The sequence below is a fragment of the Flammeovirga sp. SJP92 genome, from assembly GCF_001583495.1.
Classification (GTDB): Bacteria; Bacteroidota; Bacteroidia; order Cytophagales; family Flammeovirgaceae; genus Flammeovirga.
Genome location: NZ_LQAQ01000019.1, coordinates 141,247 through 163,232, shown reverse-complemented (window position 1 = coordinate 163,232; position 21,986 = coordinate 141,247). Strand labels below are relative to the sequence as shown.

7 protein-coding genes are annotated in these 21,986 nt (G+C 34.8%); 5 read left to right on the top strand and 2 right to left on the bottom strand.

The window, feature by feature from the left end; all coding sequences use genetic code 11:
• The first annotated feature begins 73 nt into the window (after positions 1-73).
• The 3 genes from AVL50_RS05850 (at position 74) to fabV (ending at position 3,791) form a co-directional block, all read left to right on the top strand.
• On the top strand, positions 74-1,942 hold the full coding sequence (locus AVL50_RS05850; RefSeq protein WP_062615552.1) for an ATP-dependent RecD-like DNA helicase: 1,869 nt from the start codon (positions 74-76) through the stop codon (positions 1,940-1,942).
• 16 nt (positions 1,943-1,958) lie between these two features.
• The gene (locus AVL50_RS05845) at positions 1,959-2,411 is read left to right on the top strand and encodes a helix-turn-helix domain-containing protein (RefSeq protein ID WP_157491165.1); all 453 of its coding nucleotides are present in this window, start codon (positions 1,959-1,961) and stop codon (positions 2,409-2,411) included.
• 192 nt (positions 2,412-2,603) lie between these two features.
• The gene (gene fabV / locus AVL50_RS05840; protein WP_062615550.1) at positions 2,604-3,791 is read left to right on the top strand and encodes an enoyl-ACP reductase FabV; all 1,188 of its coding nucleotides are present in this window, start codon (positions 2,604-2,606) and stop codon (positions 3,789-3,791) included.
• A 75-nt stretch (positions 3,792-3,866) separates the two neighbouring features.
• Here the strand turns inward: fabV and AVL50_RS05835 are convergent, their stop codons facing one another.
• Entirely contained in the window at positions 3,867-4,358 is a 492-nt protein-coding gene (locus AVL50_RS05835) for a GNAT family N-acetyltransferase (protein WP_063850563.1), read from the bottom strand.
• On the bottom strand, positions 4,333-5,643 hold the full coding sequence (locus AVL50_RS05830; protein ID WP_062615548.1) for a peptidoglycan DD-metalloendopeptidase family protein: 1,311 nt from the start codon (positions 5,641-5,643) through the stop codon (positions 4,333-4,335). The genes AVL50_RS05835 and AVL50_RS05830 overlap by 26 nt, the downstream gene beginning before the upstream one ends.
• A 1,269-nt stretch (positions 5,644-6,912) precedes the next feature.
• Between AVL50_RS05830 and AVL50_RS05825 the strand changes: the two genes are divergently transcribed.
• A complete protein-coding gene (locus AVL50_RS05825) occupies positions 6,913-16,563 on the top strand; it encodes a T9SS type A sorting domain-containing protein (RefSeq protein WP_157491164.1) in 9,651 nt (3,216 codons plus the stop codon).
• Between the two features lie 168 nt (positions 16,564-16,731).
• Positions 16,732-21,909, top strand: coding sequence for a GEVED domain-containing protein (locus AVL50_RS05820; protein ID WP_157491163.1), 5,178 nt, complete (start codon positions 16,732-16,734; stop codon positions 21,907-21,909).
• The last annotated feature ends 77 nt before the right edge of the window (positions 21,910-21,986 follow it).

Genomic DNA, 21,986 nt, shown 5'->3' with positions numbered 1-21,986 from the left:
TTGAATATTACTTTAATTTATCGAAATTGAACTTTTGTATTTAATCGCAATCCTATTAATAAAATTACGATTCATGAAAAATGTACATGCTGACCTTGTTTCTCGCTACATTAACACTACAAACTGTAATGTCTTTTTAACCGGAAAGGCAGGAACTGGTAAAACAACTTTACTTCGGGCTATTGAAAAAGAAACACACAAAAGTGTTGTGGTTGCTGCCCCGACAGGTATCGCTGCTATAAATGCTGGAGGAGTAACAGTTCACTCCTTATTTCAGATGCCTTTTGGTGCCTTTATTCCTGATGAAAATCTTCAGTTTAATGAAAGAGCAACAACGGTAGCACATATCAATACTCCTAAGTCTTTGCTGAAACAGCTTTCAATGAAAAAATCAAAACGAGACATATTGAGAAATATGGAACTTTTGATCATTGATGAGGTCAGTATGTTGAGAGCAGATATGTTGGATGCAATTGATTTTATTCTTCGTTTGATTCGCAAAAGAAAAAATGAGGCTTTTGGAGGAGTTCAGGTTTTATTTATTGGTGATATGTTACAATTACCGCCAGTAGTGAAAAATGACGAATGGCTCTATCTTCAAAAATACTATCATAACGCTTACTTTTTCAGTGCAAAGGTTTTTCAAGAGACCTCATTGGTACATGTTGCGTTGGAGAAGGTATACAGACAATCGGATCCTTTATTTGTAGGTGTATTGAATCATCTCAGAGAAAATAAAATTACAGCGGATGATTTGAAAGTACTCAACTCATTTTATGATCCAGACTTTGAGCAATCTTTGGAAGATGGGTATATACAGCTGACTACTCACAATAAGATTGCACATGAAAAAAATGAAGGATGGTTGCAGAAAATTACTTCTAAAGAGTTTAAATATCATGCTAAAATAGAAGGCGATTTTAGTGAAAATCAATTTCCGAATGAAGATACTTTGAGATTGAAAAAAGGAGCTCAGGTCATGTTTATAAAAAATGACTACTCTGGAGAGTCAAGGTATTTTAATGGTAAAATTGGAAGGGTTTCTTCTTTGTCTAATGACAGCGTTTATGTTCAATTTGATGATGGAGAGGAGGTGAATGTAGAACCTTACATTTGGGAAAACAAAAAGTACGTTCTTAATAAGGAAACTAACGAAGTTGAAGAACAAGTAATTGGAGAGTTCCATCAATATCCATTACGCTTGGCTTGGGCAATCACTGTGCATAAAAGCCAAGGTCTAACTTTCGATAAGGCTATAATTGATGTGGGAAGAGCTTTTGCCGCAGGACAAACTTACGTAGCATTATCAAGGTTAACGAGTTTGGAAGGATTGGTCCTTTCTTCTCCTATTGCCGCTAGAGGGATTGATATTGATAGACAATTAAGTCACTTTACACAAAGCAATCAAACCGTAGAAGAATTGACTCCTATATTAAAGGAGCAAAGTAAAAACTACATTTATCATACCTTATATAGTACCTATGATTTTCAGTTTCTTTCTGAACAGTTGCTGGAACACGTTGCCTCCTATATTAAAGATGGTGGAACTTCAAAGAAGCAAGCTCATAGAGAATGGGCAAAGCAGATTCATGAAAAAGTAAAACAATTAGTGAAAATTGGGAATAAGTTTATTCATGAAGTGCATAAAACCATCACAGAGGAAAAACCAGGTTACATTCTTCATTTATTAGAAAGAGTAAGTAAAGCCAATAAGTACTTTGATGAACAATTAAAAGCAGAGCATGTCAATATTCAAAATAAGTTGACCTCTTTGGATGGCGTAAATGGTGTGATGGGTTATAGGAATGAATTAATAGCTTTGTCATCCTTGTTTTATAACCATGCTAAGAAATTGATGCGTGCCGAACGTTTGATTATTTCATATCAGAAAAACGAGGACTTGAAGAAGAATGACGTAGGGAAACCTATCCTTGTTTTATAACCATGCTAAGAAATTGATGCGTGCCGAACGTTTGATTATTTCATATCAGAAAAACGAGGACTTGAAGAAGAATGACGTAGGGAAACCTGACTTCAAAATTTCTCACAAAGCTACTGAGGTAAAGTCATATGATAAACCTAAGTCAAAATCAGGCGAAGGAAAAAAGCCAAAAATGGCTACTCACATTCAAACTTATATTCTATTCAGACAAGGAATGACTATGGAGGAAATTGCCAAAGAAAGAGGGATGTCAGTGACAAGTGTGGAAACTCATTTTGCAAAGTTGATTGCCCTTGGAAAAGTGGATGTTAAGGAAGTGGTCTCCAATAAAAAGCGTCTGATTATTGAAGGTGAATTGGAGGAGGCAGAATCAATGTCTCTGAAAGCGATTAAAGAAAGTTTGGGAGACCGATACAGCTATGCTGATATTAAGTTTGTGATTGCATCCATTGAAGCATCTAAATCTTAGACAACGCTTTGAAGTGTACTTTAAAATAGTGAGTAATTATTCATTATTTAAAGAATCCTATAGTTTTGAGGAATATATAGCGCTCTGAATTATAAATCATAAAAATTATTTACCTTTGGGAGTTCAAAAAATAGGACCATTTATTTTTAAGTCATTTTCCGTTTTAATGACGGAACTAAACAAAGAACAAAAATGATTATTGAACCTAAAACTAGAGGTTTCATCTGTTTGACAGCACACCCAACAGGATGTGAGCAAAATGTGATCAATCAGATTGAATATGTGAAGTCAAAAGGAGAAATTAACGGTGCTAAAAAAGTATTGGTAATTGGTGCATCTACAGGTTTTGGATTAGCATCTAGAATTACAAGTGCATTTGGATCAGGCGCATCAACTATCGGTGTATTTTTAGAAAAAGGTCCATCAGCAGGTCGTCCAGCTTCACCAGGATGGTATAACAGTGCTGCTTTTGAAAAGCAAGCAACTGAAGCAGGTTTATATGCAAAAAGTATCAACGGCGATGCTTTCTCTAACGAAATTAAGCAACAAACTATCGATATGATCAAGGAAGACTTAGGTCAAGTTGATTTAGTAATCTATAGTTTAGCTTCTCCAGTGAGAACAAACCCTAACACGGGAAAAAGACATAAATCGGTTTTAAAACCAATCGGAGATGTATTCTCTAACAAAACAGTTGACTTCCATACAGGTAACGTTACTGAAGTAACTATTCAGCCTGCCAATGAAGATGATATTGCCAATACTGTTGAAGTAATGGGTGGTGAAGATTGGGAAATGTGGATCGACGCTATGAAAGAAGCAGGTGTTTTAGCGGACGGTTGTCAGACTTTTGCTTATTCTTATATCGGACCAAAATTAACAGAGCCAGTATACAGAAAAGGTACAATTGGTGCTGCTAAAGATGACTTGGAAGCCACTTCATTCAAAATTGCTGAGAAATTAAAAGACATCAACGGTAATGCTGTTGTTTCTGTTAATAAGGCATTGGTTACTCAAGCTTCTTCAGCTATTCCAGTTATTCCTTTATACATCTCTTTATTGTACAAAACAATGAAAGAAAAAGGAATCCACGAAGGTTGTATCGAGCAAATCCAACGTTTGTATGCTGACCGTATCTTCGGAGACGATATGCAACTGGACGAGAAAGGAAGAATCCGTATTGACGATTGGGAAATGCGTGAGGATGTTCAAGCTGAAGTAGATAAGCTTTGGGCAATTGCAACTACTGAAAACCTTTCTGAGATTGGAGACCTTAAAGGATACTCTGATGATTTCTTTAATCTATTCGGTTTCAAAGTAGAAGGTGTAGATTATGATGCAGATGTAAACGAGGTTGTAGAAATTCCATCTATTTCATAGTTTACAATTACTCTGATATCAAAATACCATCATCAGTTCACACTTTCGAATGTGGACTAATGATGGTATTTTTTATTAAAGCATTTTTTCATAACAATTGAACAGTCCTTTTCTGAAGGTCACATGTCCAACATTTTTATAACCCATTTTTTCATATAGTAAATTTGAAACTGGGTTCTTAGTGAAAGCATCAAATCGTAAAGATTTCAAAGTGTAATTGGTTGCTAATTCTTCTCCAAACTTCACAAGCTGTCTTGCTATACCTTTACCTTGAAAATCAGCATGCACAGAAAGACGGTGCATTACAAGGAAATCATCTCCTGAATTTAACCATTCAATGTCGTTGTATTCAACATCATATTCTTGATTGAAAATCACATACCCAGCTAATTTATAATCATATAAAAAGCCGTAGGCGTGTTGTTTAGCAATATCTTGTTGAATATCGTTGAGTGTAGGGTAATGTTCATCCCATTGGTCAATACCCATTGTTCTCATTTTAATAATCACACTTTTTACAATTTCCAATGCACTTTCAGCATCACTTACTGTCAATCGCCTGATCATATTTTTCTATTTCTAAATCTATTTCTGGTTGCTTAATTTTCATTTTGTCCAAATCCTTTTTGATAGGTTTGATCACCGCTTCATAAGAAGAAAGTAAAGAATCTGGAAGTGGATCAGATGAAGGTATCTCCTGTTGTCTTGGGTCTACCTGTTTGCCATTTTTCCAGAACCTGAAACAAAGATGTGGTCCTGTAGCTAACCCTGTTTTCCCCACATAACCAATCACATCACCCTGTTGTACTTGCTTCCCTTTTTTGATGCCTTTTTTAATTTTTGACATGTGAAGGTATTGAGTAGTGTATACTGAATTATGTCTCACTTTCACATAGTTACCATTGTATTTTGAATATCTTGCTTCGACAATTGTACCGTCGCCAACACTGTGAATTGGCGTTCCAATAGGGGCAGCATAATCTGTTCCTAAATGAGCTTTATATCTTTTTTGTACAGGATGATATCTTCTTCGTGAAAAAGAAGATGAAATTCTAGAAAAGTGAAGTGGTGCCTTTAAAAATTCTTTCTTTAGGCTATTTCCTTTCTCATCAAAGAACTGCTTTTTGCCTTCGTATTCGTATTCAAAGGCATAGTACTTTCTGTCTTGATGTTTGAAATAAGCAGCCTCAATGTGGTCTATACCAATTACGTTATTGTCAACAAGTTTTTCATGAAGTACCACTTTGAATGCATCACCTTTCTGAATATGAAAAAAGTCAATTTGCCAAGCAAATACATCTGATAGTGCATTAACCAATACCGGCGATTCATTAAGGTCCATCAAAGATTGATACAGTGAATTATTAATAGAGGCAGAAACTTCTCTTTTATTAAGTGTAATTGGCTTATCTCCTGTATAAACTTTGTTGCTGTCTGAAAGGTCAAAAACTATATAATGTATAGGGTCTTCCTGATAAATAAAATATTGAAGTGATTGCAGTGAATCATTGGTTTTCAATAAAGTATAGTCATTTCCTCTTTTTAATTTACGAACATCAAAAACAGGGTTGGCATTATTCGCTAATTGAAAAATAGTAGGGAAGTCTACATTGTTATCCGAAAGTATATCCGAAAGGTTTTGATTCTTTTTGACTACATTTTGTTCTACAATCAAGCTGTCTACATTGATCTTGTATAAATAATTAGAAGAGTCTACTTCAACGATCAATGAATCTTCCACGGTGAGGTCTGATTGTTCCTCGTGCTGAGAACTGAGGTCGCATGAAGACAATAATCCAATGAAAAACAAAAAATGAAGTAAGTACTTTAATGTAGATAGGTCTTTAAACATAAAGAATGAAACGTTTGTAGTATTATAAAATAGCAGAAAGTATTTTCTGTAGTTTTCGAAAGTAAAGTAAATCGTTTAGCATTCCAACAGTTAAAAAGCAGAATCTTAGATAGTTTAACTTGAATTAACGTTGGGAAGTAAGTGTGTAAAGTAAAGCAAGTTGAAATACTCTAAGTACTAAGTCAAAAATAAATCATAGTTAATTCTAATTTATTTTTTGTGAGTACAACGCTAAAAAACGTATTAATAGTGGTTCTATTAAAAGTTTTTTGAAGGAAGTAATCGCAAAACAATAAATAGAATTAGTATTAGATAATTCTGAATTTGTACTTATTATAAAGTAGTTTAATACTTTTTGTCTAATGCAATATGAAGTGTTTGTTTAGGTTTATCATATCATAAACTACAGTTTCAAAATATTTAGATGTGTTAAAAATGTACTGGTTTCATGGTCATGTTATTGAAATGTAAAACGACTTTATCTCCTCCGAAACTAAAATTGATATCATGCTTTGTGGTTTTTCTATCTCTTGAATTGAATAGTATTTTTAAGTCTTAAATTTTGAGTGTCCAGCAAAAAAAGCAGAGAAAAATTTTGGAGAATAAGCTTTGAAAAGTAGCGCAAATATCCCCAAAAAAAGATTTGTGATTTTGCTGTTCTTTATACTTAATAGTTGAAAAGAAATATCTATTATAACCTATTCATTATGTTTTAATTACTGTGTACTTATGATCTTTAATTAATATGAAAAATTTAGACCTTTTTATTGATTACTTTACCCTTAGATCTAAAAGTATTCTATGGAAGAATAATTATTCATTTTTTCTTTTTAGAGATAGACCAAAATATACCCCGTTGCTCATCAAAAAAGAGCGTAATTTTAGACATTCCTAACGGAAAAAAATGTACAATAATCATTGTTAACTTTTATTCACGAGTACTTAGATAGTTATGAGTAAAATGAAATTTCTAACCCTGTATCTGTGAATAAAGTTAAAATTTTTAACAAGTGTACTGTGTTTATTGAAGTAATAGGAGTATTTGACTTAAATTTTTCATATATTTCCGTAAAATTTTGATGATCTAAGTCTATTTTAACATTTACACTGTGTTATCAAGTTTTCAATTAAATGAACTTATTGTGAGCTACTTAAAATTAATGGTGAATTTTTCTTGACAATCAACTTTGAGTATTAATTACTGTGGACGCCATTTTTTAAGTAAACCTTTTTTTTGATTCAATTAACACGACAAACATAATTTTTATTATGAAAAGGCTATTTTTTCTTCTAATTCTGAGTTTAACTCTTGGAATGAGGGGGCATATTGTATATGGGCAAAACCCCGTAGACAATTTGTTGAACCACTCATTTCGTTTAAGTGCAGGGGATCATAATTCTGGGGACAATTCATGGAGTGGCTACCATGTTGACGCCGACAGAAATACGACTGCTGTGAAGTTTTCTTACGAAGCAGCTAACTTTCACACAAGTCATGTGAAACAAGCCCCCACTTTAAAGGAAAACGGTTTCAATAGTAAATCAACCATTCTTTTTGATGGTGAATCGGCTCTAAGAGCTGAGGCAGGTACTAGCATTGAAGCCAAAACGGTGTTCATTATTTATAAAGTTGGAGACACACCTCCTTCTCAATTGATGAACTTAATTTGTGATGAGTATTCAGGTGTGTATTTAGAAGGAAGAGTAAATCCTTCTAACATAAGATTTGCGGGCGATACATTTGGAGGAAAAAGAAATGTATCTGCATCCTATAGTATTAACTTCAATAGAACTTTCTCAGGCCCATTTGTTCAAAGTTCTTCTTCAGATCCAGCCCCTTACAAAACTGTTTCCGATGACTTTAAAATTATTGAAGTTTCTTTCCATAAAGACAAGGAGGATAACGAAATTTTATCAGGTGGTTTAACCTTAGAGAATGGTATCTATGTGGGCACACTACATAAAGATCATGCTTCAACAGAGCACGTTTTTAAGGGTGAAATTGCAGAAATCTTGATTTATGATGATGTTATTGATGCTGCCGAAAGAGCATTAGTACGTGATTATTATGAGTCAGAATATTTGAATATCACGAAGTGGTATACTTTTAAGAATAACATTCCAAAAGGTTGGAATGATGAGTACGTTTGGACGAAAGATCCTGACGGTTTATCTATTATTCCTAATGACAAAAACAACAGACCTGAAGCAGGTGATGAAATTCATATATTAAATGGTCAATACATCACTACAGCTTCAACTCTTCCTACATTGACAAAAGTTGTAGTGGAAAAAGGTGGTACTTTAGATTTTAAAGGAGATCTTAATACATTCGGTGAACTTACAGGACAAGGTGTTGTAAGAATTTCATCAGATAATATTCCTGCAGCAGATGGTTTGACAGACAAAGGGTTCTTTACCAAAGATGGTGGTACATTAGAAGTTTATGGTACTTCTGATATCACCTTCCCGAATAATATTGAATTTAATAACCTATCGGTCAAATTAGATGATACTTCTAAAAAAGTCTACATCCAGAACCTTAAATTAAATGGTGGTATTGAAGTAGCTAGTGGTAATATTGAGTTTGATGCCAGTGGTGATGAATTGACTATTGAAGGTGATATTCTAATCGGTAAAAATGGAGGATGGACTTATGACGGTCATTCGGCAGATGATGGTTCTAACTTTAAGGTGAGAAATAAAATCCTTACTCAAGGAAACTTCACCAACTTTGGTGAGGTAAATGCTCCAGATTTATCAATTAAAGCAGTTAATGCAACTTCAGAGCAAACGTTCCGAATTGCAGCAGATGCTACTTTGGCTCAGATTAGAGTAGAAAAAGCCTTCAAAGAAAATACATTATATGTATATGCAGAAAATGATGTGACGCTTTCTCTTATGGCCACTAGTGATTATGGTGGACCTCAAAACGCAGAAATTAATAAAGAAGATGACTACGCATTCTCTTTGTATCAAGGTACATTACGTTTGGGTAGAAACATTACATATGATTTAAAAACGGGATCAGGTAACAGAAATATCAATCAGAATGCGAGACTGTGGATTTCTGGTGCTGAGGTGTCTATGGGTGGTAATACTCAAAGTGCAACTGCATTGGTAATTTATGGAGACGTATTGATTACTGAAGGTATTCTTGATTTATACAATAACGGAACAGGCCCATCTTCAGGTTTTACATTGAGAACAGATGGTACATTACAAGTTGATGGTGGTGAGGTATTTACTAAAATGTTGAGAACATCAACTTATGGTGGAGCGCACAAAGGTGCATTTATACAGCACGCAGGTGATATCACATTCAAAGGTAATGGAGATAACCATAGTTTGTTATCATTGCCTTGGCCTGACAACACATTTATTATGAGTGGTGGCCGTTTGATGATTGAAGATACTGATGGAAGATCGGATAAAGGTCTATTTATTGGTGTTACTTCTTCTAACTATAACGTCACTGGTGGTACTGTTATCATCAAGACTGACGAAGGTTTTGGTTTAACAAGTACAGCACCTTTCTATAACTTAGAATTATTGGAGCTTAATCCAGCAACAGGTAACAGAGCTACAGTGACTTCAAGAGGAAATACTTGGGCAGTATCTGGAGATGATGATGTTGTTGTACCTGTGCAGGACTTGAGAGTTTTAAACAACTTTAAAGTTGAAGCTTTATATAAAGGTGGAGGTAAAGATATTTATGTTGGAGGTAGTTTAATTATCAAAAAACATGAAGCTTTAGGTCACGATAGAGATAATTTCTCTTATAACCGTTTGGTCTTTAATGGTCATGAAAACGGTGAGTTATTTATCGACTATCAATACCCTTATGTTGAAGAGGGCGGTGTTTATTATGCTGTAGATAGAACAGATACAAGATCAGGGACAGTAACAGATACAAAGAAAGCTTGTTCAGGAGATGACTGTCCTAATGGTTATGTTGAGATGGTCTCTAAAAATATTGGAGGGCAAGATTATTACGTTGAACCATCATCTAGTCCAACAGGTTTATCAGAAGTAAATAACTTTATTGTTAACCACTTTATAATTGATAAAGAAAGAGACAACGCCAAGATCACAGTCAAAGCACACCCATCATTCTGGGCGGCAAATGATGCTGATATTGATATGTCGACAAGAGACATTTACAGAGATCATCAAAACAACTCTAACCTTTTAGATATCTACGGAGATCTACAAGTATTGAAAGGTGTTTTAGATCACAGAGATTATTCGATCAGACCATTGAGAGGAGACATCATTAACTATGGTACAATTGGTGTTTATGAGCCTGGTGTTACAGCTTCTAATGCATTATTAAAATTAAGACCGGCCAACAAAGGTGTGATTCTTACTAAACCTGGAGCTCGTTTTGGTAACGTCAAAATGTTTATGGAGCATACAGGTATTGAATTTACTTCAGATGTTCATATTGACCGTTTGGTATATTATGATGGTTACATAGATATTGGTCATTACGAATTAGAAATTGATCAATTAGGATATACAGCTTTCCATTACGTAACAAGAGATTCAAATAATGGTAATGCAGTTACAGACCCTGGATTTGGTGATGCTCCACGTTTTGAAGAGTTTACAAAGAAGGTGAAAGATGGTGCTGTATTCAATGATGAAGATGTTATTTCATTTATTATGACGGATGGTAAATCCTCTTCAGGAGGTTTGAAACTTAAAGTTGATAATGGTACATGGACAAAATATTACAAATATGACGGAGAAGATAATACATTACTTTTCCCATTAGCGATTAAATATTCGGATACCGATTTTGAGTATACTCCAGCTAGATTGTCTGTTGAAAACGTATCAGGAATTGATGGTTACATTAGTGTAAGACCAGTAAGTTCTGTGTTGCAAACGGCAGATTATGATGAAGGAGATTTAGCGAAAATCAATTGGAGAGTAGAGCGTTCAGGTTTTGATGAAACGTCCCTGTCTTCTTTACCAAAGGTGAAGTGGGCTTTCCAAATGGATAACGATATTGATACTGAAAACAAATTCAGCCCTGATGGTAATCAGTTTGTACTAGGTGCAGGAAATGTAGTAACGGGTTATGTTGGCGGTAAAGTATTGAGTGGTGATGAAAAACTAATTGAACTTTACAGCAATGCAGGAATTACTTACCCTTCTTCGTATTATCAAAGAGAGTTTGCTGAAGATGGAAGTGTAGTGGGTGAAACAATCATTTCCTTGCATGAAAAATATTCGAATATCGGTACAATTGGTACTCCAGGTTATGAGAGACATAAGTCAGGTTTAAGTTCAACGCCTGCTCATTACACTCAAAATAAGATTTTGATCACTTTTGATAAAGTATGGGATGAGAGTGGTGTAGGTGCGGAAGGTTATTTTGCTATTGAGAATGCAAGTTATACACTTGGTGATATGGATACCTTCAAAGGTGAACCAATGGCTTATTACTATTGCAAGGGCTGTAGAGACGGCGTAAGCACGAATAATAACTGGACCAATGAAGATAGCTGGTATGTAGAAGTAGGAGGAACTTTGGTGCCTATTACTGATGATCTTACTAAATATCATATTCCAGGTGAAGGAGATGTAGCTATTATTGGTTCTCCAAAAACTGGATTTGATAGAGATAATGTTAAGAAGGAATTCAAAGGAATTACAATCGAGAATGATTATGACTTAACAATTGCAGAGATCAGGTTTGAGCAACAGTTTAAATCTAGAGAAGGTAAAAGTATCAAAATCAGTGAAAGAGCATCATTCAAGCCAGGATTAATTACTGGTACAGCAGAATTAAATATTGATTTATTTGCTACTTATGATGTAGATGGAAATGTTATTTCTATTGAAAAACCTGTCATTGAAGGAGATTTCAACGGATGGGCCGTTAATGATAGTAGTGTTTTCAAATTAAGAATACCTACGGGTGAAAATATTGAAATTCCGGATTACCCTTCGATACAAATCTATCCAAGGTATGAATTATGGAACAGAAATACAGAGGAAAATGATGATGGTACACTGAAAAATGCAGAGGTTTACCTAGCACATGATTTAAAAGCAAAAACGCTGGATATCTTCAAAGAGGTAGCATTATATATTAGAGGTGATCAAGCGGAAGGTGATATTTTTGTTGAAGGAGAAATTTACCTGAAAAATGGTGGAGATTTATACTTTACAGATGGTGCTTATAATCACACTATTGAAGCTGACTTCCTTCGCCTTGATAATAATATCAAGAAAAATGACGATGGCTCAATCCGATTCGAAAACAAGCCATTTGTTTATGTAGATAGATATTCAGCATCAACAGTTGGTGCGCATCACACTTTATATCTAAATACTGGCATTAAGTCACATAATGTGATTGGAGATTTTGATTTATTTGGTCACGATGGAGTAGGTCTTGATCTGATTGATATCAATAAAGTACCAAAAGTGTCATTGGTGTTTAACGGTGAGAGTGATGGTGAGATTGATTTGAAAGATGCAGATGAACTAAAGCTATATGACTTTACAGTGGATAAAGCAACTTCATCTAAAGTGATCAAAGTAGAGGATAAAATCTCTTTCGCAAGACCATCAGATGGAACATCAGAAGAGAAGCCTATACAACTTGTAAAAGGTGGCGTAGAATTTAACTCATCAAATATTGACATTGATATTAACTCTGGCGGAGGAAACTTTGCCATTCCAGTGGGTACAACGCTTAAGATCACTAAGAACGCGATTGTAAGAGTAACATCATCTATTGGTGGTATTGAATTGGATGGTACAATCCACGTTGATGGAGGTTCATTATTAATGGCTGATGCCGGAAAAGAAAACTATATTGAGTACGGATCAAGTGGAGCATCAAGAATCCTTCTTAACGATGGTGTAATTAAAGTTGGTTCACAAGTGAGAAGAAAACTGACAACTACTACTGGTGAATTACACTATGAACAAACAGGTGGTGCATTTGAAGTAGGTTCTCAGGGTATTACTTCGGCACTAAATCAGGAAAGAGGAGTTTTCGAAATCTACCATGAGGGATCAATTAAGTTGAACTTCGACCATAGTTTTGGAAGTGGAAGAACATTTGTAATCAAGACAGGTGCAATGATCAACCCTACAATGCCTTATGTAAATATTACTCCAGTATCATCTGAATTCAGCGAAGATGCAAAAATTGTATTTGAGCTTGCAGATGGAAAAACGGAGGTGTCTACATTAAGATCAAATGAAGATGTGAACTTACCTACATTGCTGATCAACTCCGGTGAGGTGAAATTAATGCCTTTATCAACAGATAAATACTATCAAATAGCAGGAAGGTTACAGATTGAATCAGGTGCCACTTTTAATCAAAACGGATTTAACGTTGAGTTTAAAGATGGTATCAGAAATGATGGATCGTATTTAGCAAATGGAGGTAAAGTGAAGTTCAATAGTGGCAATACTCAATCTATTGATAGATATGACAATAACAACTCTTCTTCATTCCAGTTAAATGATGTGGAAATTTCAGGAACAGGAACAATATTAGATTTGGATAGAGCCTTTTTTGATTTAGAATCAGGTAAGGTGAATGGTCTAAACATTGAAGGAGATCTTACGATTATCGATAATGCTGTTGTTAACTTGAATAAAAATCACTCTATATATTTAAAAGGTGACTTTATTGGTGAGGGTTCAATTGTTAGTAATAATAAAAGAGAGGCCTTAGTTCTGGATGGCAGTACATCTCAAAATATAAGAAGTAACAACGTCAATATTTCTTATTTGAAGATCAATAACAATTCAGGAGTTTCAACAGAGATTACTGGAGATAGCTTCTATGCCTTCACGATTAATAATGCATTAACGCTTGAACTAGGCCTTTTAGAATTAAAAGATAATCACATGTTACTGTCTGAAGGTGCTAGCATCAACGGTTCAGATGGAAAAAGCAGAGTGTCGAGTTTCTCTTCTCAAAATATGATCTTGTTATCAGGTAAAAGAAGAAGTGGAGGTGTGACGAAAGTCTATGCAACGAACCAAAGCGGTAAGTCATTTATTTATCCATTAGGAATTGAAGACAGTAAAACAGCGGTTTATAAGTTTACACCTGCAGTGGCAAAATACACAACAGGAGCAAGTGCTTATGGCGTCAATGTCAATATTTTAGATAAGATGTTCTCTCCTGCTATTGCAGATGGGAAAACAGAAGCAGATGCCCGTATTTTAGATTACACTTGGTTCTTGACTTCATATGATAAAAATGGAGATGAGATACAGATCAATGATGATTTCAGTGTTGATTTTGATCTATATTATAACGATTTAGATGTTGTAAATGATGGTGATGGAACAGCAGAAGCATCTTATGTTGAAGCTGTGAATTACGATAAAACGGGTATTTGGAAAGTATTGTCAGATGGATCTAACATCAACACTAATAACAATATCTTCACAACTTCATTTACAAAAGAATCACTGCATACATTCAACAACGGTTATGTGGCAGGTGTGTATATGATTGGAGATCCAAATGATTTCAAGAAATATACAATTCCTTATAAAACAGCATCGTCTGTAGATTTCTCAACTGAGCAGAATTGGAATAGTGCAATTTGGGTAAAAGCAGATGGTGTGGAGAAAGTACATGATTTATTAGATGCCGATTTAAATAAAATTGGAGAATATACCATCTTTGAAATTAAGCTTTCTGGAGAGGATACAGTGTGGACTACGGACTTAGTGAATGCACCAGAATTTACCAATGTATTGATTGATGAAGGGGCAAAAGTAATTTTGACAGCTCCACTTGAAGAGAACATTCTTGATCTAAGAGGAGAGTTAATCTTTGATGTTGATATTCCAGGTACGAAGTTTAATTCAGTAAAAGGTTCTGGTCGATTTGTTCGTAGATCAAATATGACAATTCCAGATAACTGGAGAGAATTCTATACAGTAAGTTCAGGTACTTTGGTAATGGACTTTGATACACCAAATGCTGGAGGCATTCCTTACGGTCTTCCTGATGATTTTAAAACAGGAGAATATGCGAATGTAAAAGGATTAGAATTGATGAACTCAGCTTACACTGCTGGCGACCCAATCGTTACTTATCAGTTCAATGATGAATTATTGATATTAGGTAAAGACGGTTTGAAAATTGGAGAAGGAGTGAAGTTTAAATTAGAATCTGATTTGAATGCAACAGAAGGCGGAGGAGTCGAAGTGGCAGACATTGGAGAATTAGAGCTTCCTTCAGGGGCGAATATCACAATCGATGGTGATTTAATAATCAGAAAAGAAGCTAAATTGACGGCTCTGAATTCATCAATCATATTGGGTGGAGACCTTACAATAGAGCAAGTAGACAGAGATGGAGACGGTAAACCTTCAAAAGGTTTGAACTACGATTTGAGAGACTTTACACTTGAATTGAATGGTACTTCTCAACAAACTGTCAATGCTAAGTTTGGTGCTTACCCTGGTGAATATCTTCCGATCTTGAAAGTCAATAATACGCATAACTTCAATGTATTGGGAACTCCATCAGTAGTGTTGACAGATACTGTTCACGTGGGAGATGCCTTGCAATTGATAAGTGGTACTGTAAATTCAACAGACGAGGGATTCTTATTCTATGATGATTTCAATAATAATTTACAGTCTAACGGTTCGGGTAATAGCTACGTGTTAGGTAGATCGCATTATATGGTTAAATCTGTTGATGGAAAAGTTGAAGGAGGAATGATCTTCCCAATCGGTTCATTAACGGGTGGTTTTAGACCAATTGGTATTGGTAGTTTGACTGCTAAAGGAAGTTTACCAAAGACGTTGGCTCCACAAAGCAGTGCTTCCAATTCAAGAGCGGCAAATAATGCTAGAATCACGAAAACAGAAGAAATTATTATTTGGTCTGTTGAGTACGCTCACAATAAAATTGATTTAGAGCAGAAAAACTATCCAGATGACATCACAAATGTTGAAGAAGGACAATGGCATTTAGTACCACTTGTAAAGCCAGGAGGACCGTCAACAGTGTCTACTGCGATCAACTATATTTCTGTAGAAAATGAAAATGTAAACAGATTCTTACTTTTCTCAGATGCAGAGTTAGCAGCAGGTTCGGAGACTTGGTCTTACATTGGAGGAGATTCATCTAAAGCAATTGTTGGTGGTAACAAGTTTAGTGAAGCATTATTGGATGATGAGCATTACTTCTCATCAACGTCTGGAGATCCTATTGTATTTGATACTAAAACAGGTCATAGTAAAGATAAAAAATCAGGATCAAGAGTGATGGGTAGTTCTAGTGCAAGAACAATGGCTTCTGATATTTCAGTGGAAGCAATGATCTCAGTAGGTTTCACAGAACAGGACTTACCAGTTGAATTGATTTATTTTGAAGCAGAAGTAAAAGACGCTGAAGTTGAATTGACATGGGCTACAGCTTCTGAAATCAACAATGATGGTTTCGTTATTCAAAAATCAAGAGATAAGAAAAACTGGGAGCTTCTTGATTTTGTAGAAGGTGCTGGAAATAGCAATATAACACTATCTTATTCATATACTGATGCCAATCTTTATGCTGGTAGAATGTATTATAGATTGAAGCAAGTTGATTTTGATGGAAGATTTGAATACTTCGGGCCAATTAGTGTTTTGGTTGACTCTGATGGAAGTTCAAGAGATATCTTATTGAGTCCAAACCCAACAAATGGTCAAAATACATCACTTTCATTATTGGATATTGACACTGATGTAGTTTCAATCTATGTCTATGATAACAAAGGTAGAGTAGTAGATAACTTTGACTATGAAACAATTTCTAACTACGACTTAATCGAGTTGAATACTGCTGAATTAGGTTCGGGTATTTACATTGTGAAAGTAGTAGCAGGAAAAGACGTTTTTGTGAAAAAACTAATAGTAAGATAAATAGCCAAAACTATTTGTCGTTTAAAAGGCCATGCTGAAAAGCGTGGCCTTTTTTATTTTCAAAAGAAAGAGTAGTAAGATTCACGGAGTAAGTATGTTATTCGTTTTGATCGTTGTATTTTATAATTACCAAACTAAGATCAGTAAAAAGTGAATACTAACTATACTATGAAAAACCTTATATTTCTATTACTGCTGTTAAACCATTTCTCCTTTGCTCAAGACTACTGTATACCTGAAGGGAATACTCCTGATGAATGGATTGAAAAAATTGAAATAGGAAACTGGACCTCCCATTCGGGAGATAATGAAGGTTACAAATACTTTACAGAAGACTCTACTTTGACTTTATCTTATGGGGAACAAATACCGTTTCTTTTGACTCCAGGTTATACATCAGAACATTACTCTGAAGGCTGGAAAGTTTGGATTGATTTTAATGATAATGGCAACTTTTATGATGAAGGAGAGGAGATTGTTTCAATAGTTCCAACGAAAGGTGAGGTGTCAGGAAGTTTTACTTTATTGCAACCTTTTCAAGGGAAGAAAAAAATGAGGGTGATGATGGCTTTTAATAAACAGCCGACTCCTTGTGCTAATCTCTCTTATGGTGAAATTGAAGACTATGATATTTTTATAAATGGACCTTCTCTTCTGCAAATCGCTGATCTTTCCACAACATCCACATCATGTACATTTTCTATTCATAAAACAGTACAGCAGTTTCCTTCTCAATGGGTAGAAATCGAATTGAGAAATGAGGAGAATGAAGTACAATATTTCACAACAAACCAAGATTCCTATCATATTGATCATTTAAAACCAAGAAGCCTGTACACTTTGCAACTGAGGGGATATGAAGAACCAATCGCTTCGGTTCCTCTTCAATTTTTATCCATTGATGAGGATAAGATCATTCAACTCCAAGATCATCAAATAGACACTGTGGGTGATCAACATACCATAGTTGATAACGGAGGTCTTAATGATGATTATTTATCTTTAACTCAGCTCTCTCATTTGTTTTTACCAGAAGATACTGCTAAGGTCTTAGCGTTAGATATTTTTCATTTTGATTTAGAAAAGAACTACGACTTCTTGACTATCCACGATGTAGTTGAAATGCAAGAGGAGAATCCAATGGATAGACTCACGGGTTTCATTTCAGGTGATAGGGTATTCAGTGATGCAGGAGGATTGAAATTGAATATGACTTCAGATCTCCGAATTAATAAAAGTGGTTTTGTGCTGTTCCCGACATTACTGAATCATAATCAAGACACATTACGCTTGATCCAAGCGTCCATTAATACTCTAGAATTCAATTGGCCATTACTTCAAAAAGATCAAGAGGTAACACTTCGAGTTGAGGATGAAGCTGGAAATTTCAGGAGAGAATCTTATCATTATGGAGAACCAATTCTCATTGAGAATCTATATCCTAATACGCATTACACCGTAAAATTCAACACTGAAACATCTTCTTTTTCTCAACCGCAAACTTTTAAAACGCAAAGAGGTTTTCCTGAACTAAGTGTGATGGATAGAGGAACTAACTTTATCAGTGTCCAATGGTCAACGGAAGGTTTCGAAGAAGAGATTTTTTACATAAAATGTCACTCCTCAAATGATACTATGTATTTCTCGACTGAAGAGAAGAGTGTGTTGATGGAGCAATTGGAGGCGGGTACAAAATACAATATTTCTATTGCTGTTGATTCTGTAAAGTGGAGTTCTCCTCATAAAGTAACTACTCTTTTTGAAGAGGTAATAGCTATGTCAAGTGATACAATTGTAGTGACAGAGGGTTTGATGTATACTGATCCAGGAGGCCTAAATAACAACTATACGGACAAGACGGAAATCATCCAGACATTATATCCTCCATCAGAGGACTACTTATTGTCAGTAGAATTTATTGATTTAAAACTGGAGGAAAACTATGATTCTCTGACTGTGTATGCTGACACCCTTAGAAATAGCGGTCAATTGTTACAAAAATATTCTTCTACTTATGAGGATTTAACTCCTCTTTATTCAAATCATCAAAGTGGTGCATTAATCTTTTCTTTTGATGCGGACAGGAGCGTCAATGCTGAGGGTTGGGTAGCGTTAGTTGACCTTCATATAAAACCGCCTCATTTAGCAGTCAATGAAGTGACAGAAAATTCAGTGAGTCTTAGTTGGCCTTCTGATCGAGGAGAGCAGTTTGTATTGGAATTAATAGAGAAAGATACGCCTGTTCAAATTATTAAAACAGAGGGGCATGAATACACTTTTCATGACCTGAATATAAATACAGAATACAAGTTCAGAATTAAAATTGATGAGAGCATATATGGGGAAATTGTGACAGTGAGAACATTGAGAAATCCTCCGAAGCTATCTCTTCATTCAGTATATGATACCTTGGTGTATTTGGAAATAGATTCATATGAAAACGAAGAAATTTCTGTGATTTTTGGAGATAGCTCTTTTGTAGTGAATACTTCCACTTTTTCGCTTCCTGATCTAAAACCTCAAACAGAATACCAGATTCAAGCCCAATATTCAAATTCAGAACTTTCAGAACCATTCCATTTCAGCACTCAAAAAAAATCACCTCCTATTCAGGTTTATCTCAAGCCTATTGCAGATACCATAGAGCAGGTTAGGTCAGGTGATGTACGGTTGATGCTGTCCAATGAATACCAATCCGTATTGGATCTGTCCGAAGAACAGTTTATTTATTATGAAATAGTCGGAGAAAAAGAGGTTTATACTTTTGAAGAACAGTCCAAAGAAAGTAAAGTCTACAAATACCAATTGAAGCATTTGGATGAATTGACTGCTTTTTTTGATATTCCACTAGCATATTTGATGCCTCAGGGTGACACGGTAAGAGGTGTTAATGCCTATTTTCATAACGGTAACAGAGGGCAGGGGGAACAGTTTTATATTCCTTATGCTTTTTCTGTTCGAAACATTAATACATTATTTCAAGGTGATACGGTGTTGGAATTAAGTGTAATGAATAGTTCAAAGGTTGAGAAAATTTATTTGGATCAACATCAGATAGATTTTGAGGTGAATAATGATACAATTATTATTCATTTACCAGAGTTTTTAGGGGAGACGGAGCACGAGGTAAGGTTAGAAAGTCAATTTTTTTATGAAGAAAAGCATTTTATAATAGAAGGAGAACAGCAATTACTCACACCGGAAATTCAAACTTTTTCTTTTTTGGAAGCCGATTCGCTTTGGTTAGACTGGCAAAAAGTATTTGGTGCATCAGCGTATGAATACGAGTTTTATAATGATAGTACTTTACTGAGTAAAGGAATAACGACGGATACGACTATCACACTAAGTGAGTTGAAAGAAGGCAATTTTTATCAAGTGAATATAAGGTCCATTTTTAACACAATTGGAGAAACGTCAGAGTGGTCATCAAAGGAATTTTATAAGCCAAGAGAGACATTTGTAAATCCTAAAATAACATTTAATGACGTCACGTACCAAAGTATTCATATCTCTTGGGATAAAGTAGCCGAAGCAGAAAAATACTACATAAGGTGGGGGGAGCATCAATCATTGGATAATGAAATGTATATGGATTCTAATACTTTGCGACTAGATAATTTATCTGATTCAACACTTTATTATTTTGAAATAGTGACCATCTATCCCAATGCAGAATACAGCGATTATGGTGCTCGTGATTCTATTTCAACTTTAAGGAAAATAAGGTCAATTGTATGTGAAATTCAATCAAATAGAGAAGGTCTTTACACGATTGCTATTGATGCAGATGATATTATTCTTGATACTCTTGAAATAGAATTGTCAGATGATCCGCTTTTCCAATCCTCTACTTTTGATACGGTAACAGTGACAAATAACAATTTCAATCATAGGATAGAGGATTCAAAGTACATAAGAGTAAGAGGTATAAAAGAGCAAGTTTACATCACAATAGTCTCTAATAGTTTGTACTTGGAGGAATATGTTCCTGAACTTCCAGTTTTATATGAATTGTCATGCAGAATTGAAGAACAGCAAGAAGATATTTACACTATTGTAGTTAATGCAGGTGAAACGGAATTTGACTCATTGGAGGTAGAGTTTTCAAATGATTCCACTTTTAGTGAATCAACTATAGATACAGTATTACTCGTCAATAATCATTTTGATTTTACCGTTTCAACATCCCAATATATCCAACTTAGAGGTATAAAAGAGGGAGCATATGTAACTCATTTTTCTAATGTTATCTATTTGGAAGCTTACAGTCCAACTGTCCCAGAATTGGAAGAAATTCAATGTGGAATTGATGCACATTTTGAAGGGAAATATTCAGTTATAGTAGATGCAGGTGAATTAGAATACGATACTTTGGAAATTGAATCTGCAACAGACTCATTATTTGCATCATTCACTACTGATACTTTAGTTCTAGAAAATAGCTTTTTCAATATAGCTGTAAAGGAACCAAAATATATAAGGTTGAGAGGATTGAAGGAGAATTTTTATGTGACTGATTACTCTAATATTCTTTATCTGGAGGCATTTGTATATGAACAGCCGACTACAGAAATACAATCAATAACGGATTCAAGTGCTTTGGTCTTGTGGAATGAAGTTGAAGGTGCAAAGGAATATCAGATAGAACTAATTGATTCATTGGGTAGTTCTCAATATTATACCATTACAGATACAGCGTATTTGTTGGAAGGATTAAATTCTGATACTTGGTATAAGGTTAAAATAGGTGCGAAATATTATACATTGCCCTATCAAGACACTCACCTCATACAGACTTTTAAGACCATGAAAGTCGAAAAAAGAATGGGTGATTGTGAAGTGATGATCATGGAAAGTGAGGAAAACCATTATGTCATCTCGCTCTCTTCATCAAATGCATCACATCAATTTGAGATTATTTCCTCCTCAGATTCTTTATTTGAAACTACTTCTACAACAGTGCACCATGATAATATTTATACCATTGAAATCAAAGCATCAATGTTTTTGAAAGTAAGAGGTGTAGATAGTTTGAAAACAATTGAAACATCATGGTCCAATGTACTCTTCCTTGAATATGAAGAAGTCATTACAGCTGTGAATCAAAATAAAATCCTAGATCTCAAATTTAACGGACCTGAGTATACCTTTGATCAGCTGGAATTTTCTTACCCTGTTCATGGAACTTATTTATTGCATTATTCTGATGGTACGTTGCTTCATGAAGGAATTGTTGATGGAGTGAAAATAAATGATTTCCACAGTTCCTTACCTCAAGGTATTTACTTCTTGTCTGTTGTAAATAGGGGAGTATATCATATTTTTAAACTTATTAAGAGGTAGTTAAATTATATATTAAGAGCTATTGTTCAAATTCACAAGACTTTAGAATTAGAATTCATTACTTTTGTGGGTTGAAT